General features: G+C 56.6%; 14 protein-coding genes. 8 read left to right on the forward strand and 6 right to left on the reverse strand.

The genetic code is table 11. The features are described 5' to 3' along the window. The first annotated feature begins 208 nt into the window (after positions 1-208). Positions 209-871, forward strand: a complete 663-nt coding sequence (gene parA / locus ACSOSP_RS35565; protein WP_455315315.1) for a ParA family partition ATPase — start codon at positions 209-211, stop codon at positions 869-871. 24 nt (positions 872-895) lie between these two features. Further along, positions 896-1,960: a ParB/RepB/Spo0J family partition protein gene (locus tag ACSOSP_RS35570; protein WP_455315316.1), complete on the forward strand. Its 1,065-nt coding sequence runs from the start codon at positions 896-898 to the stop codon at positions 1,958-1,960. 103 nt (positions 1,961-2,063) lie between these two features. Here the strand turns inward: ACSOSP_RS35570 and ACSOSP_RS35575 are convergent, their stop codons facing one another. Further along, positions 2,064-3,413: a RepB family plasmid replication initiator protein gene (locus ACSOSP_RS35575; RefSeq protein WP_455315317.1), complete on the reverse strand. Its 1,350-nt coding sequence runs from the start codon at positions 3,411-3,413 to the stop codon at positions 2,064-2,066. A 1,748-nt stretch (positions 3,414-5,161) separates the two neighbouring features. Between ACSOSP_RS35575 and ACSOSP_RS35580 the strand changes: the two genes are divergently transcribed. Further along, positions 5,162-6,376, forward strand: a complete 1,215-nt coding sequence (locus ACSOSP_RS35580; RefSeq protein WP_455315318.1) for a DNA-binding protein — start codon at positions 5,162-5,164, stop codon at positions 6,374-6,376. 20 nt (positions 6,377-6,396) lie between these two features. Here ACSOSP_RS35580 and ACSOSP_RS35585 read toward each other — a convergent pair whose 3' ends face one another. Together ACSOSP_RS35585 and ACSOSP_RS35590 are read right to left on the reverse strand one after the other, a co-directional pair. Then, positions 6,397-7,416, reverse strand: a complete 1,020-nt coding sequence (locus tag ACSOSP_RS35585; protein WP_455315319.1) for a tyrosine-type recombinase/integrase — start codon at positions 7,414-7,416, stop codon at positions 6,397-6,399. 401 nt (positions 7,417-7,817) lie between these two features. Continuing rightward, on the reverse strand, positions 7,818-8,177 hold the full coding sequence (locus ACSOSP_RS35590; RefSeq protein ID WP_455315320.1) for a DUF2471 family protein: 360 nt from the start codon (positions 8,175-8,177) through the stop codon (positions 7,818-7,820). A gap of 260 nt (positions 8,178-8,437) precedes the next feature. Between ACSOSP_RS35590 and ACSOSP_RS35595 the strand changes: the two genes are divergently transcribed. The 5 genes from ACSOSP_RS35595 to ACSOSP_RS35615 all read left to right on the forward strand — a co-directional run bounded on the left by ACSOSP_RS35595 (position 8,438) and on the right by ACSOSP_RS35615 (position 14,095). Further along, positions 8,438-8,623 (forward strand): CsbD family protein, encoded by a 186-nt coding sequence (locus tag ACSOSP_RS35595; RefSeq protein WP_455315321.1) that lies wholly within the window; start codon positions 8,438-8,440, stop codon positions 8,621-8,623. A gap of 644 nt (positions 8,624-9,267) precedes the next feature. Beyond that, on the forward strand, positions 9,268-9,744 hold the full coding sequence (locus ACSOSP_RS35600; protein WP_455315322.1) for a hypothetical protein: 477 nt from the start codon (positions 9,268-9,270) through the stop codon (positions 9,742-9,744). 846 nt (positions 9,745-10,590) lie between these two features. Continuing rightward, entirely contained in the window at positions 10,591-12,711 is a 2,121-nt protein-coding gene (locus ACSOSP_RS35605) for a phosphocholine-specific phospholipase C (protein WP_455315323.1), read from the forward strand. A gap of 272 nt (positions 12,712-12,983) precedes the next feature. After that, entirely contained in the window at positions 12,984-13,550 is a 567-nt protein-coding gene (locus ACSOSP_RS35610; RefSeq protein WP_455315324.1) for a helix-turn-helix domain-containing protein, read from the forward strand. 5 nt (positions 13,551-13,555) lie between these two features. Beyond that, entirely contained in the window at positions 13,556-14,095 is a 540-nt protein-coding gene (locus tag ACSOSP_RS35615) for a GNAT family N-acetyltransferase (RefSeq protein WP_455315325.1), read from the forward strand. 50 nt (positions 14,096-14,145) lie between these two features. Here the strand turns inward: ACSOSP_RS35615 and ACSOSP_RS35620 are convergent, their stop codons facing one another. The 3 genes from ACSOSP_RS35620 to ACSOSP_RS35630 form a co-directional block, all read right to left on the reverse strand. Next, on the reverse strand, positions 14,146-14,685 hold the full coding sequence (locus ACSOSP_RS35620; protein WP_455315326.1) for a DUF1003 domain-containing protein: 540 nt from the start codon (positions 14,683-14,685) through the stop codon (positions 14,146-14,148). Between the two features lie 317 nt (positions 14,686-15,002). Then, positions 15,003-15,713, reverse strand: coding sequence for a fumarylacetoacetate hydrolase family protein (locus ACSOSP_RS35625; RefSeq protein ID WP_455315327.1), 711 nt, complete (start codon positions 15,711-15,713; stop codon positions 15,003-15,005). Between the two features lie 157 nt (positions 15,714-15,870). Beyond that, positions 15,871-16,788, reverse strand: a complete 918-nt coding sequence (locus ACSOSP_RS35630) for a helix-turn-helix domain-containing protein (RefSeq protein WP_455315328.1) — start codon at positions 16,786-16,788, stop codon at positions 15,871-15,873. Positions 16,789-16,853: the final 65 nt, after the last annotated feature.

A 16,853-nucleotide genomic window follows, 5' to 3' on the forward strand; every position in this document is an offset into this window, starting at 1 on the left:
AGAATCCAGTCACTCGCTGAGCTTTTGGCGCACCCCCATGGATTTCTAAATGACAACAAGACAGGCGTGCCGTCAAACAACTGCACACACCCAACTTTATGCGCATAAACCCCACAGAAAATCGACCAAACGGCCAACGCGACGAGTTATCTCTAGAAAAAATGATTTTTCAATGTAAAATTCGAAAAGCTAAATTTGGGAGCAAAACGTGGCAGCTGAAATCATTGCGATCACGCAGCAGAAGGGCGGAGTAGGGAAAAGCACGATAGCAATGCATCTAGGCGCGGCGTTTCACGAGAAAGGAAAGCGTGTACTCGTCGTCGACGCGGACGGACAAAATACCCTGGTCCATTGGGCTAGCGCTGCGTCCGACGAGGCCAGCGGCATCCCGTTCCCGATCGTGAACCTGTCCGAAGCAGGGGCCCAAATTCATCGAGAGATCAGGAAGTTCGTCAACGACTACGACATAATCGTCGTCGATTGCCCGCCGTCAATTACGGAAAAGGTATCGGGCGTCGTTCTTCTCGCTGCGACGGTTGCCATTGTCCCGACATCGTCGTCACCCGCCGACTACTGGTCCAGCGTGGGTCTCGTCAAACTCATTCAGCAAGCGCAGGTCATGAATGAAGATCTGCGCGCAGTGTTTCTCCTCAACAAAACCGAGGAGAAACGCATGCTGACGCGCGAGCTGAAGCGTGCGTTGGAAGAGTTGGGTTTCCCCTTGCTGAAAACGCAGATTCCGACCCGCGAGTGCTACAAGCAAGCGATGGCGCTCGGCCAGACCGTACTTCAGATGAGCGACCGGGGCGCGCGACTGGCCGCCATTGAAATACGTGCGTGCGCAGACGAAGTTCTCGCCATGCTTCCCTGACTTTATGCGCATAAAGGATCCTGAATGAAACCTACCCAGTTCGCAAAAGGCTTCAAAGCCCGGCCGGATACGACCAGCAGCGAAAAGCGCACAGCCCTTGATCGGATCAACGCCATCGACGAAATCGTCAATCAAGAGGCAGGGAACGATAAGCAGGTTACTGGCCGCTCCAGCGCTTACGCCGAAGATGAGTTTCACGATGACCCAACTGCGCAGGAGTCGGAAAACTTCAAGGCGTGGCGCCGGAAAAACAGATACGTACACGGCCAGGTAATTGAGTTGCCGCTAAAGGCCATCAAACCGAGCCCCTTCAATCCCAGGCACTTTTATCTGAAGGCGTCGATCGCAGAATTGGCCGTCAATCTGGCAAAGCAGGGCCAGCAGCAAGCCATCCACGTAATCCCCGATCACGAAAACCCAGGTACTTTCTTTGTTAGCGACGGTGGCCGGCGAGTACGGGCGTTGAAGGAAGCCAACAAGGAAAACGTGAAGGCGATTGTCATCGACCTTCCTATTGGCATCGAAAGCTACAAGCTGGGTTATGACCTGAACGTCCAGCGGGACTCGCAAACCGTCTTCGATAACGCCATCGTTTGGAAGCGTTTCCTCGATGAAAAGCACTTTCAGAGCCAGCGGGAACTCGCTGACCACCTGGGCCTCGACGAATCCACCATCGCAGTCGCTTTAGCTATCTCGAAGTTACCCGAGAACGTGATGCATGAGATGGTAGCCCGGCCGGATCGATTTGGTTCGAACATGGCTTATCAGGTTTCACGCTTTCATACGGCGCGCGGCGCGGACGCCACGCTGCGATTGATCAACAAGATTGCATCGGATGATCTGAGCACCCGACAAGTGGCAGACATCGTGAAAGGTCGTGCGAGCGCACAAGAAACGCCGAAACCCGCAGGCCGTCAACGCTATGCGCAGCGGTTGGAAATCAAGCTGGACGGGCTTGCGGTGGGCGATCTCAAGACGTATGGAGACGACAGGCTTGAATTGCGCTTACGTGGTTTATCAAAAGACAAACGCGACGAACTCCTGCAACAGATAGAGAAGATGCTCCAGGCGGAAACGGTAAAACGATGATGCAACTGAGCTAACGACCCACGAGGAAATGAATAGAGCGAGAAGGGAGGCGCGCGCAGGAGACGCAAATACGAACCCAGCAAGCGTCCCTCCAACGCGGTTCTTACGTGGTGCGGCTTTGATTCAACGTGAATGCCAGCAGGTCGCCGTCGGTCGGCTCGCCCCATGTCTTACGTGCAAGCCAATCGAAAAACGAGGTTTCGCCCATTTTGGAATCGAGCCCTCGTTTGCGCCAATCGTCACGCATGTGGGTACCGAGCTCCGGCAATACATCTTCCTCAAAGGTTTGACGGGCCAGCTCCCGTTCAGACTCACCTTGTTCCTCGTATAACGAGCGCGCTTCCTTCCGGCGAAACACGGAATATTCGCTCAGCAAACGCGCCTTCAGGTCGTCCGCCGGCGCCCCGTTGGTTTTCGCTGGAGCGGGTATTGCCGGCAATGCTTCGACCTGGGGCGCATAACCCTTCTTCAACGCATCCTTGAAAAGCGCCGCCGCACTTCGAACCGGGGGCAGCGACGTGCTCCGCATTCTCTGCTCGGTCATTTGCAACGCCGAACGAATCCGGTTTTCCTCGCTGTCCGCGTAAAGCGTTTGCGCATCTTTCAGCGGAATCCCGATTTTCACCATGCGATCGACCAACGTACTGTCGAACACGTTCGGATGTTCGTCGAGTGCGAGCATGGGTTGCTTGCGCTCGGTCACGCGAAACTGAATTTCAGCTACCCGCCGGCCCTCCCTGTGCTCGATCAACTCGACAAAGATGTTGGTAACGGCATTGACTTCCGCTATTGCAGGCCGAAGATAGTCGCGCTTGAAATACTTGTACTCGCGCTTGGCTTCATCGCCCGCTTCGGTGTCAGGCGTTCCTGAGAGAATCGGCCGCCACCATTCCCAAGTCTCGCGCATGGTGAGATGACTCGGGTTCGTCAAATAGCGGACGCAGATTTCGTACAGCGCGAGGCCAGCGCTGCTGCGGAGTTGACTTTGAAATTGCAAACTCAAGCGCGCGTATTGCACTGGGTCGAGCAGCTTTTTCTTGATCTTCGGGGCGAAGGAAAATTCCACCCACACCCGGCGTGTGGCAGGGTCTTCGAGAATTTCGGCGTCGGCGATCAACGTCGATATACCCCACTTGCGCCCAGGCTTCAGACTCGACGTGCCTGTGCTCCATTCAACCTGCACCGACACCATGCGGCGCAAATGCTCTTTCACCAACGCGGTATCGTTGGAATCGAACGCCGCATTCGCGACAATGTCCGATAAAAGCGCGCGATAAGTGTCCCCAGATTCATCCGCCTGCTGAGCAACAGCCAGCAGCACGTTGAATAACTTGCGAGTCAAAAGCGTGATCTTGCCGCTTTTGGGCTGGATAGCGATAGCTTCGACGGCTTTTCGCAGCTCAGCCGAACTCGGACTCACTATATCGGTCTTCTTCGCGCGTTTGGTTGCCATGCTGGAGTCATGAGATTTTGGGAAAGCATACTCATGACGGTGAAGCTCGTCTACAGGTGCACACTCACCCTGTAGCGGTGAAGGAGATGTCAGGCGTAAAACTCACTGAGGTGCGCTCCTGAATACTCTCACCTTCACCGTCACGCCTCATCTCATTTATGCCCCGCGCCATGCGGGTAAACGGATTGGGCGCTTGCGGAATCAAATCAAACCGCCTCAAACGTGGTCCCGTATCTTCTCACCTGAAATTTTTTTACGTGCCCCTGTGGTTTTTACGAAATCTCCCCGGAAGGCGAAAGCTCACGAAAACGCAGAGAAATTGCTGGAATCGTCGAGTTTTCAAAGCTTTACCCCCTGATACACGCCGATTACCGCGCAATTACTCCCGCAAAAGCTCACCTTTGACTCGCCGGGGAGCCCTATTCAGCCAAGTTGAGGACTCGAAACAGCCTCTCGAACCTCGGATAAGGGGTCCCGCATAACCTCACCTTTGTACTTTGCCACGGTTCGCAGCATCGATACATGCTCTTCATCGGCCCCTGCAAACACTCACCTTTAGAGTCACAAACCGAAGATTTTCTAGAATTCAGCACCGAAGCAGCCCTTTCAGTACCCAAATTCAGCCAAACTCAGTCCCGTAAAAGCTCACCTTTGCCTCTTTTTCAGGCTACGGAGGTAGCTTCGAACAGCAGACCATCACTCCCGAAAATACTCACCTTTGCCGCAATATGGCCTCAGCCAATTTATACAAAGTCTTTTTAAATCATGTGCTTAATATGATTTAAGTCGACCGGATGACCGCCAAACAGGATTTTCGCGCCTTAGATCGAGACCATGCGGTCCCGAAAATCCTCACCTTAGAACTAAACCAAAGCTGTGGGTGCGATCCTCGACGAACCCAAAACGCCTCCCGAAAATCCTCACCTCTAGCCTGGTTTCCGAGAAATACCCCATAAAAACAGCAGGATTGTCGAATTGGCCAGGTTTGAATACCGCAGTGAAGCTCCCCTGTATTCCCTCACCTTTACGGTTTATACGTCCCGCAAACTGGACCCTATGAGCTGTCCACGCCCGCATAGTCTCACCCTGAAATCGGGTTGACCCCTGCAAAGCCTCACCTATAGGTAATAATTACCTAATTTTCATTGGAATTTTCTTATTTCCTTTATCCTGCAAACGCTCACTGCAGAAATTGGCATGTCGATGTGCGCTGTCCCCCTGTATATGGACGACAGCCGAGGCAGCCCCTGTATTTCCTCACCGTCGCCAAACACCCGCCTCCCGAACTCGCTCACGATTGCTCCCGTGACTCCTCACGCTAGCCCCTGAACCTATACACCGATGCCCCCCGCGTTATCTCACCTTCTATCCCGCAGACCCTCACCGAGCCGCTCGCAAAGCCTTATCTGGTAAGGCTTTGCCGTGGCGTTAACGTCTTTAACTAGGTTTCAAAGGTGTTTACTTCTAATACTCTCAAGCAACCGAGAGATCCGAGAAAGAGAACCGTGAAACAAAAACTCCGTGGAACATCAGCAAAAATGGGTAGATTGGAAAAAAACGCTAGTAATCAAAGGCTTGACGGATTAACCTCGACATGTTTCACGGATGCCACTGCATTGGTTGGGTGATATAGGCTATTTGGGCAGAAAGAGAGTAGCGAGAAGCACGAGCCCGTTCGTCCGCCCTAAATGTGTAGCGGTTGATACGTAAAGTATTATTATACGAACGAAATTGACTTGGAGCTTCGTATGAACGACGCAGAACGTCTCGCGCTGCGCGCTGAACTCGCGACGATGCGGATCAATGGTGCACGCCGACAAGATCTGTCTCAGCACGCTTGCAAGCGGCTTTTCTTCGATTTCGGCATACGCCCTTCAATGGCGACGGTCAGGGATCTTACGCAAACCGGAAGTGCAAGCGATATCCCTAAGGATATTGACGCATTTTGGGCTCGGATCAGATCCGCGTCGCGCGTTCGTATCGACAGCGGAGCGATTCCGGAAGGACTGCAGGAACGAGCGGGTGAATTGCTCGGGCAGCTTTTCCAGGAAGCGCAAGAATTTGCAATTCGGTCGCTTGAAGACGAGCGCCATGCTGCAAAAGATGACGTCGATGCCGCGTTAAGCCGGCTTCGCGATGCAGAAGTTCGCTGTGCGACGGTCGACGAAGCGCTTCGCCGCAGCGAAGCACGCGCGGACGCCGCGTTAGCGCGCAATTCCGCACTGGAGATCGAATTAGGATCGTTGCGGGGACGCGAACTGGACACGCAAAGCAGCCTGCAGGCATCGATTCATCGGTTGGAACGGGAACATGCTGCGCTGACTCAACGGCTCGAAACAGAGCAAACGGCTAACGCCACGCTGCGCGATCGCGTGGATATGTTGAATGGCGAACTACGACACAACACCGAGCATTACGCGCAGCAGATCAAGGATGCAATCAGTGAGGCCGAACGGCGCGTGAAGCCGATGCTCGTGGAACTTGATTCTTTGCGTGGTATGGCGGCGACCTACCAGGCGGGCGTGCGTCAGGCAAGCCAGAAGGAATTCGATTTTATTCAACAACTTAGCATCGCAAAGGCACGCACGGACCGGCTGGAGCTGCAAATTCGCGAGCAATCGGACGAGATCGATGCGCTGGCGTTTGAACGTGACGCGTTGCTCGGACAGAGTGGAATGAGCGAAAACGTGGCCCGGCTAATCTGCACGATGGTCGAGGAAGGACGGCTATCCGAGCAGGAAATGCGCACGTTGGGAACAGACATTGATGGTTTTGTCGCAGTACCGGCCAGCTGTCCCACGTGCGTCACCGGCGAGCCTGAACTTGCGCAGCACGATGACGAGTTCGAGTTGTCCTGCCCCGATTGCGATCGGTCATCAGGGACGGCATCCTCACGGCTGCTCGCCGTAGCCCGATTTCACTCTCCCGAGGTCGTTGACGCGAGTGAACAGGCCGAGAGGTGAGACTTTTCGGGAGCCGGGTGCTATTCGAATCGGTGGCTTTCGTCGACACCGCTTATTTGCGCCTCGGCCAGATCCCGCTCCCGTATTTCCTCACCTATCCAGTTTTGCCATGCTCGATGCAGCCGATGCGCCGAGATTTGTTGCTGGAAACCTAACCATTGCCCGACGCGCTCGGCCGCAGTACCACTTTCGAACAAATCGGCTGCGAAGGTATTGCGCAAGGTTTGCGGACTGGCGCGTGCCGTTCGTGAACCGGCAATGCCGGCGGCTTCGATCACGGCATCGATCGCGCGCAGCATGGTGGCCTTGTGCATTGGGCGCCCCGATGGTGCGGATGGAAACAGCAGATTGCCGAGTAATCGCGCTGTTTTGCGCTCACTGATCCAGTGATCGAGTAACGCGATTGCGAAGGGTGCGAGCCGGGTTTCCCGATTCAAGGCGGGGTTTGTAGCCTCGACAGCGAGCCACGGCTGATTCCATGAATAGTTACTAACGGTCAGCGCTGCTGCTTCACCCGTTTTCACCCCGCCGCCCAGGAATGCGCCGACCAGTGCACGATCGCGTCGCTCTCTCCAACGCTGTCCGGCCGGCAGATCGCCGAATGGAGAGAAAAGATAGCCGATCAGGGCCGCCCGTTCACCGTGGGCGAGAAACCCTGTTGGTTCATTTTCGCGTGCATTTCGCCATGGGGCCTCGCCGTCCTGGGCGATGAAACGAGCTGGGTTCGTCGATGCCATCTCGATCTCGCGCACATGGTCAAGCACCCGTTCGATAAGGCGCAGATAGCGAACGCGCTGTGGTTTTCGAATCTCTAATTGAGTGACGAACTGTTCGATCGCCAGTCGATCAACCGTTCGAAGGTCAATTCGTTTGACGGTCAGCCATTCCAGGAAGAGTCCCCATTGCGCTCGGTAGACGTCCGCGGAAGACGCTTTGAACGCTTGATCCGCCATCCAGGAATCGAACGCGCTATGCGGATCGGCGTACCAATTGGCGCGCTCGTGATCGAAAATTTCGTGCGTTTTCGCGGGAGCGGTCATTGGCTTGATAATCCGTTAGTTGTAAACCTCGTGCGTTCAACAGGTTACGCGAAAGCTGACTGTGCGTCTGCTGCCAGAGCTTTTCCGTGTATTTGAATACTTCGAATATTGGGGGCGTCGAAAGACATGTGATGCAAAGCGATTGTGAGGTTTAGCTCTTATCCCAATGTCGCCCGTAACCTGAAAGCTGCGTCGCCAGGCGCTCGTGGGTAAGGTCTTGCATGACGGCGTGTTGAACGTCGCCGGGCCATTGTGGTTTGCTCAGCGCACGGCGGGCGACGCGACCCTAGCCTGTTCGAGCAGGACACAAGCACGAATCGCGATTGGAAGAGTGACGGCCGCCGGTCTCCCGGCGGCCACGGTCGAAATGAGCGCAATCCGCACGATCGCAAATTCAGATTTCAATGCGCCACGGGTACTGCCAGTTCGGGATGTCCAGCACGGGCTGCGCAATCGTAGGCATCGACGGCAAATACAAACACGGGCGGTAATGCATTCGACGCGCCGAAATCGACGAGATCATCGGTTTCAGGGAAGGCCATATCGTCCGGGCGCTCAAACAATGCGCGGAGTGCGGACTCGTGTCGCCCCGCAAAACCGAGATCCGCAAGCGCTTCCGCCTCAATGGCGAGCAACAATCGCCAAGTCAAAGGCACACCTTGCACGATGTAGCGCGCGGCTATATCGCGCGTAATCCGCTCAAGGTCGCGCACTGCGCGTGCGAATTCGGGGGTGTCCATACGATCTTCGTCGAAGTCCATTGTCTTCTCCTCCACTCATGCCATTGCGCCAAGGTGTGTACTGTACAAACATACAGTATTTATCGCAATGTTCCTCTAGCGTCGCGCTGACCGCTCGCCGCGTATGTGCGATTCCGCCTACGTGGGAATCAGACGTGTGAGGCTGTTCTGCGGCGTTCGAAATCGCCATTCTGATTACACGTTCAGGGCGCTTTCCCTGACATGACGCCGCGAATCCCGGAAGACCTGGATTTCGCGCCTCGATACGAAAGGAGATCAAGATGAACAAGGATCAGAAAGACGGTGTGGTAAATCAGGCCAAGGGCAAGGTCAACGAGGTGGTTGGCAAGGTAACCGGCGATAAGAGCCAGGAAGCCAAGGGCGATATGCAACAGGCAGCTGGCAAGGTGCAAAAAGGCGTCGGCGATGCGCGCGAAAACCTAAAGGACGCGCTCAAAAAACCTTGATCGATCATGCCGAGCCGCTGCGGTAGTTGACCACGTGTCGCTGGCCACACGCTCCAAAAGTGAATGGCCGTTCCAAAGGGATTTGGAACGGCTTTTTACGTTTACTTCGCCACGATATCCGTTGCATATGCTGGCCGAGCCTGGCGCGTATTGCCAGACGGCTTGCTGAATCCTTCATGGGTAGAGCTTTTGTAACTAACCCCCTTCGCTTGCTCGGCCCCCCTCTTCGACGCGCACCCGAAAAACTTTATGCGCATCAAGTTCCAGACACTGGCGGACAGTTGCCGCGCCCGGATTCACGCGACCCGGATCGCATCAATTGGAAGCTACGCGCTTGCGCATCCCGCCTGCCAACTCTCCGCGAGCTATCTCGGGAAACGAACTACAAATCGGCAAACGAATCCAGTCCAGCCACCAAGTATTCAAAAAGCCAAAAGACTTCAGCCAAATATCACATCCGCGCACAACTTTGCTTCTCTACACTCGTTCCCCAATTTCACACAAATGCCCATTGCAGTCGTGTAAAGTTCTGCTCGAACTTTATATAAAAAGGCGTGGTCGGCGAGACCGCGACGGCAGAACGTACAGGTTTGAGCCGAATGAAAACGTCAGCGACTGTCTCAAAAAAGATCCGTGTCCCGCTCATGCTGGCGGCCCTGATGACATTAGGTGCGATATCGAAGGTCTCGGCGGCCGAGGTTTGCAGTGATGGCTTATGGGCGGACGCGATGATCGGTTCATATCACGTCCATCCCAAAAAACACTTTGATCAATTCAATCCAGGTATTGGCGTTGAATGCTGGATTGCGCCGCAATGGGCGCTGGCCGGCGGCTACTTCAGAAATTCGCTGACGGCGCCTTCGTTTTACGGCGGCGGTGTCTGGGCGCCGGAATTCGCGCATTGGGGTTACATCCGACTCGCCGCAATGGGCGGCTTGATATCGGGATACGACTATGGCAAATGGGGTATCGGCCACGATCACAAAGTGGGCCCAGTCCTCGCGCCGCTCATCATGGCGGAGTACGGTCGTATTGGCGCAAACATCATCCTGATTCCGCCGATCCCCTCTAGCGACTTACCCTTCACGATAGGGTTTCAACTGCGCGTCAGATTCTGGTGACATCTCTTCGAGGGTGTTGAGGCCAGTCGTGACACATTCGAGAGTCGCAAAGTAAAGGCGAATCGCAGACGGTAGCGTGCAGTCCATCTCGAGCGTCGCCGGATCACGTAATTCATAGACTACGAAAATCGGCCTGCCGACGTTCGCCCCTTTGCCACCTGTGTCCTGATTTCTCTCTGATATGGACTCCGGATTAAAAGCCACCTCCGCGAAAAGCGTCAACGTCCCTGACTGATTGCGCTTCAAGCCGATCCCGTATCAGCTCACCTTAAGACCGACAAAGTTTCGGCATCGTGTCCAACAACGGCTTGGCAGAAGTGCTGCTCTTAGAGCATGGACCGTCATCGGTGAGGCTTTCCGGGAGCCGGGTGCGAACTCATAACACTCAAGCGACGTCACCCCGAATCGAATCTGACTCGAGACCTTCTCGCCTCGATAATCCTTACCTTATATTTTCAAATCTTCCCACCTACCTGTCATAAACACCCGGTAATCTCAGCGCCATCGTTTCGGTGCGTTCCTTTGATGGGCATGCGCCGAGCGTATCCGTTCACTCCGATCCTTCCTGAGAAAGTCATGCAAACGTCGAAACTTCGACTCTGCGCGCTCATAGTCGCGTCGATACTTCCCGGACTATTGCTGTCCGCCTGCGGTAGTTCGGACTCGTCGAATCAATCGGCATGCGGTGGCGCGTCCGTGTCGGCCAAGATGAGCTGTCCCCCGTCCGCTACACCTGCTTCGTCATCCTGATCGTTTGGATGGTATCGACATAGTCCCCTGCAATCGGCTGCCGAACGCTTGACGGACGGCCAATCACTCCCCATAGAACACAAAAAAGGTAAGCGCATGGTCACGAAGAGCCGCCGCGATTTTCTTAAAATTTCCGCCAGCCTGGCCGGTGCCGGCGCTGCAGCGTCGCTCTTTCCGGACTCGATCCGCAAGGCGCTCGCGATCGAACCGAATTCCGTTACCGGCACGATCAACGATGTCGAGCATATCGTTGTCTTCATGCAGGAAAATCGCTCGTTCGATCACTACCTCGGGCATCTGAGCGGCGTGCGGGGGTATAACGACCGCTTTCCCGTGACGCTTCCAAATGGCTTACCGGTATGGTTCCAGCCGCGCCAGGAGAATCAGGCGCAGACCATCGCGCCATTTCGTTACGACACGACCAACCCGGCCGTCAACGCGCAATGTATAGGCGGGTTGCCGCATACATGGGCGACCACGCATGGCGCGATCGATAACGGCCGCGCCGACAAATGGGCGGTGCAGAAGACCGACATGACGATGGGTTACCACGTGCGTGCGGACATCCCGTTTCACTACGCGCTTGCTGACGCGTTTACCGTCTGCGACCACTATTTCTGCTCGATACCCGGCAACACGCATCCGAACCGCATGTATCTGATGACCGGCATGGTGGATCCGACCGGAGCAGGCGGTGGCCCGTTGCTCGACAACACCGACTATGTCGATAACCAGTTCGATACGCTCCAGATGGCGCCGTTCAACTGGACGACCTATCCGGAGCGGCTGGAAGCGGCCGGCGTCTCATGGCAGATCTATCAGCAGGGAACGAGCTTCGATAACTACAGCGGCAACTACGGCACCAACGTGCTGGCGAACTTTCAGAACTACGTGAACGCGCCGGCCGGTTCAGCGCTGAACACGAAGGCGATGGTCGCGCGCACGCTCACGCAACTCAAGGCGGATGTGGTGGCTAACGCGTTGCCGCAGGTCTCCTGGCTGCTGCCGCCCGCCGCCTACTCCGAGCATCCGAAATTCACGCCGCTCTACGGCGCGGAATACATCGCGTCGATCCTCGATGCCCTCACCGCGAACCCCGATGTCTGGAGCAAGACGGCGCTGTTCATCATGTATGACGAGAACGATGGTTTCTTCGATCACATGGTGCCCCCGCAAGCGCCTACGTTGCCGGGCTCGGGCTTGAGCACAGCGGACATTACGCTTGAACGCCATACCGTGGTGACTGCCGCGCAAGCCGGTACCTACACCGCCGACAACCTGCCTTATGGTCTCGGACCGCGCGTGCCGATGACCGTTGTTTCACCGTGGAGCAAGGGTGGTTTTGTCTGCTCGCAAGTATTCGATCACACGTCGGTGCTGCAATTCATCGAAAAGCGTTTTGGGGTGATCGAAACGAACCTCACGCCGTGGCGTCGCGCCATCTGCGGCGACCTGACTTCGGCGTTCGATTTCTCGAAGCCCGATGCCACCGTCCCGGCGCTGCCGAGCACGTCGGGATACATTGCTGCGGCCGATATGCAATGCGCGTTGCCGACCAGCCAGACCGCGCCCGCTGCCACCGCCGCGCAGGTCATCGCGGCGCAGGAGCCGGGCACACGTCCCACGCGGCCGCTGCCCTACGAGCTGCATGTGAACGGCACGTTGCAAGTACAAAGCCAGACATACACGCTGACCTTCGCGAATACCGGCAAGGTGGGCGCGAATTTCTATGTGTACACCGCTGACCCAACGGCGATGCCCAGGCGTTATACCGTCGAAGCAGGCAAGCAGCTTTCCGATACCTGGGCCGCCGACAAGAACGGTCAATACTCGCTGAGCGTGTTTGGTCCGAACGGGTACTTCCGCCGCTTCACGGGCTCGGTTGCAGGCGACGCTGCCGTGCAACCCGAGACGGTGACGTGCTATGACGTGGCCAACGGCAATGTGTATCTAACGCTCAGCAATCAGAGCACCGCGCAGGTAGTCTTCACGGTCACCGACCTGGCCTACGGCCAGCCGCCGCGATCAATCGCGGTACCTGCGCTCAAAACCGCAGAGGACCATTGGGACCTGTCATGCAACAGCAACTGGTACGACTTGCAGGTCACGATGCCATCTAACCCGGCATTCCAGCGACGCCTGGCAGGGCACGTTGAAACGGGGCGGGTGGGAACGAGCGATCCTGCTGCCACGGCGCCGGTTACGAAAGCTGTCTGAGTCTGAAGAGCACCTGCGGCAGAGCGCGCCGGCTTCGGCCGGCGCGTATTGAACTGATCACAGCAAGCATTTGCCAAATGATCTGCTGCTGCGAGCACGGCTATTTCCGGGCGCGTGATTCGCTGCACCCGACGCTGCCGCGCTCACCGTACTCACTGACGGGCCGCGCTGGAAGACAAAACTTGATCCCAACTTCAAACCCATCAACGCACTAGTCCCCACGCTTTGAGCGCGTCTTGTGCACGACCCTATCGTCTACTATGATAGACGATATGACATTTTCAATAGACGATACCGGACCTCGCATCGCCCGCCGTATTCGGCTTGAACGAAGTGCGCGCGGCTGGTCATTAGCAGATCTGGCCGAATCCTCAGGGGTCGCCAAGGCGACGATCAGCAAGATTGAACGCGAGGAAATAAGCCCCACCGCGGTTACGCTGGTGCGACTGGCCTCGGCCTTCGACCTGACGCTCGCGGGCCTTTTGGTGAGGGCAGAAGGCAATGGAGACCGCTTGTCGCGGGCGCTCGACCAGCCTCTCTGGCGCGATCCCAAGACCGGCTATCTCCGCAAGCAGGTATTCAACAATCCGGATCACCCGGTGGAGATCGTCCAGGTCGATCTGCCGGCAAGACGACAGGTGGCGTTGCCGCCGTCGTCTTATGCCCATATCCGTCAGGTTGTGTGGGTGTTGGTGGGCGATCTCGTGATCCTGGAAGGTGGCGAGCGATACGATCTGAGCGCGGGTGATTGCCTGGGGTTCGGTCCGCCTTCCGAGGTGACGCTCGCTAACGAAACCGCCTTGACCTGTACCTACCTCGTTGTTCTCGCCCGGACTTAGTCATCATGTTGAACATTGAAATCAGCGAACTGCGCGCTTCGTCGACGACGTGCGAAATGCTCAGCGGGCTCTTGATCGAGACGGTTGCGAACGGCGGTTCGGTCAGCTTCATGCATCCGCTGCAGCCTGAAGCGGCAGGAGCGTTCTGGTCCAATGCGCTGGCTGCCGCGACTCGCGGCGAACGAATGGTTCTGGGTGCATGGGACGGTGAGAGACTGGTTGGCACGGTCACCCTGTTGCTCGACTGTCCGCCCAACCAGCCACATCGGGCGGAGATCGCCAAACTGATGACCCGTCTCAGTCACCGCGGGCAAGGTGTAGCGGCATCGCTGATGCAGACGGCGGAAAATCTGGCCGTGAAGCACGGACGCACGCTGCTGGTCCTCGATACCGCGACCGACGGCGGAGCGTCGACGCTCTACGAGCGTCTCGGGTTCACTCTTGCGGGTGAGATTCCGGACTATGCGTTCAAGCCACATGGAGGGCTGAGCGGCACCAGGATTTATTGGAAGCGAATTGGCCCGCTCATCCCGGCCGAGGATTGATCAGTTCTCTGTGGCTTGACTGTCGATCAACGGCCCACTGATTTCGACACTTACGGTTTCATGTTTGCCCGCTCGATCCGGTTATGCACTTCGCGCGTCAATGCCTCGATACGTTCGCTCATTTGCTTCGTGATCTCGGTCAATTTGGTATTTTGCTCAAGCAAGGCGACGAGCTGTTCGGTCTGCCGAGCCGCTTGCAACTGGCGTTCCTCATTCGCTGAGGCGAGGTCTTCGCGATGCCGCGCATCGGCGTCGGCGTTGACCTTGTCGCGGTCTGCTTGGCGCGTTTGCGCAAGCAGAATCAACGGGGCGGCGTAAGCGGCCTGGAGACTAAATGCAAGGTTTAGAAGAATGAAAGGATAAACGTCGAACTTTGTCAGGCCGGCGACGTTGATGCCGATCCAGGCTGCAACAATAATCGTTTGCCCGACGAGGAAAGTCGGTGTTCCGAAGAAGCGCGCAAAACGCTCGGCTTTTAGTGCGAACCAGTCGTCACCGAATACTGACGAAAGGTGCACGTATGGCAGATGAAAACGTAAGTGGTGATGTTTGTCTTTGAGCTGTTCGTCACGCGGAATGGGGCTGTTCATGGTGGGCTCTCTCGCTTGGCGATTAACGACAATGTGTCGATGTTATACACAGTCGGCGCGAGCGTTGCAGTCATAAAAAAGACTTGCAGCCAGCAGGTCGCAGCCTTATCGACGCTTAGGTGAGGTTATTCGGGAGCGTTGCGCATTGGGTGGATGAGGGTCGCGAAAGACGTGAGGAGCTTTGCCATGAAGCGGCTAAGCCAGCAAGAGTGAGTGCTGGCCTGGCGTCAGAGCAGAGCTGTGAAAACCGCAGATTGATAAGTAGAGCGTACGGAGAAATTACTTAAGCCAAGGCCATGGTACTGACTCGCGAAACGCTAACCAACAGTCCGTGGCAGCTTGCCGATTTCAAAGTGGAAGTCGGCAATACCATCGACACCGCCAGCGACTTTATCGCCGGGCTTTAACGCCCCGACGCCCGCAGGCGTGCCCGTAAAAATCAGATCACCGGGCTTGATGACAACCGCTTGTGAAACGTGGCTGATGATGTCGGCAACCGGCCAGATCATATCGCCGAGATCGCCCGTTTGCCGCGTCTCGCCATTGACTGTCAGCCAAATGCGGCCGCTGCCCGGATGACCGATTTCCGTCGCGGGGCGGATAGCTGTGACGGGCGCGGATTCGTCGAAGCCCTTGGCCCAGTCCCACGGCCGGCTCATCTTCTTGGCGACCGCCTGCAGGTCGCGCCGCGTGAGGTCTACGCCGACGCTGTAGCCGAATATGTACGACAACGCGTCCTTCGGCTCGATTTGTCGCCCCTCTTTTCCGATGGCAATCACCATCTCTATCTCGTGGTGCAGGTCTTCGGTGAGCATCGGGTAAGCGAGTGTTCCCGTTGCGGGCACGACAGCGTCGGCGGGTTTCGTAAAGAAGAATGGCGGCTCGCGGTCGGGGTTCGCGCCCATCTCGCGCGCATGATCGGCGTAATTGCGCCCTACGCAAAAGACGCGGCGAACCGCGAAAGAAGCGCTCGAGCCGGCGACGGGCACGGCGACAGTTTGAGGAGCAGGGAAGACGTATTCGGTCATGTTGGCGAACTCGAAGGTAAAGGTTGTTTGGCGCGGTTCATTGCGGCACCCGCAAACAATATGCTTCGGCCAACCTTTCATGCAGGACAAATCCGTCCCACGTCCTGGATTAAATTGCTCTATTCAGGGCAGCAAGAGCGAAACGCTGCGCAAGAACCTATGCTTCGAATTGCGACGCCCGGTATTGCGTCGGCGATGTCCCTACAGCCTGCCGAAAGCGTCGGGTGAAATAGGCCTCATCGCGAAAGCCGACCACGAGCGCGATGTCCTTGACGCGACGGGTATCGTCCGCAAGCAATGTTTTTGCGCGGCTGATTCTTTGATCCGTTACCCATTGCACGAACGTCCTGCCGGTTTCCTTTTTCATCAGGCGGGCGACATAGCCCGGAGTCAACCCCGCGTCTTGTGCTGCCGACCCCAGCGAAAGCGCGTCGTCTTCCAGATGCTCCAGAACGTGACGCATCACCTTGCCGAGGGAGTCGCGCCGGCTGACTGCGCGTTCGCTGAGCGCAGCCAGTTGCAAAAGCGGGTCCGCATATCGCGTGCAAACGAGTCCGATCAATTGCAGGAGGTAACCGCGAAGCCGGCTGGTCGCGCCAAAGCCGCGCGCACTGTCTATCTCCATCATGAGGTGAACGATGCGTTCTACTTCGACGAGGTCGGACTCTGTCAGCCTGAAATCGGTTTCGTCTTGAAAGCGAAAGGGCGCGAGCTCCGGAAACCGGATGATGGGAATATTGCCCAGGTCGATCCGGCCATCGACTGCATCGACATTCAGGTTAAGGAAGTCCAGCGCGAAATTGATCACGATGAACCGCGAGTGTTCAGGGTGCGGAATCATGTGCACCCGGTGCGGCGCGATGAACGCGACTGAACCGGTTGGGAACGCACGCGTTACATCGCCGATCTGCTGCTGCGTATCGCCACCCAGATTGATCTGGATCTGGAAGTAATCGTGCTTGTGCGGTTCCGTGATCGCCGAGCGCCGAGTCTCGTCGCGAATATAGAAGTCGAGGCGATCGCTGCGCTCGGGCATCGCATAGGTTCGGGACGACCGTTTGGCGAATGCGCTCATTGGCATGCACTCCTGTCTGGAGCGGGTAAGCAATACGTGTTGGCCATCGTAGGAAAAATAACGTT

Source organism: Caballeronia sp. KNU42 (assembly GCF_053760385.1).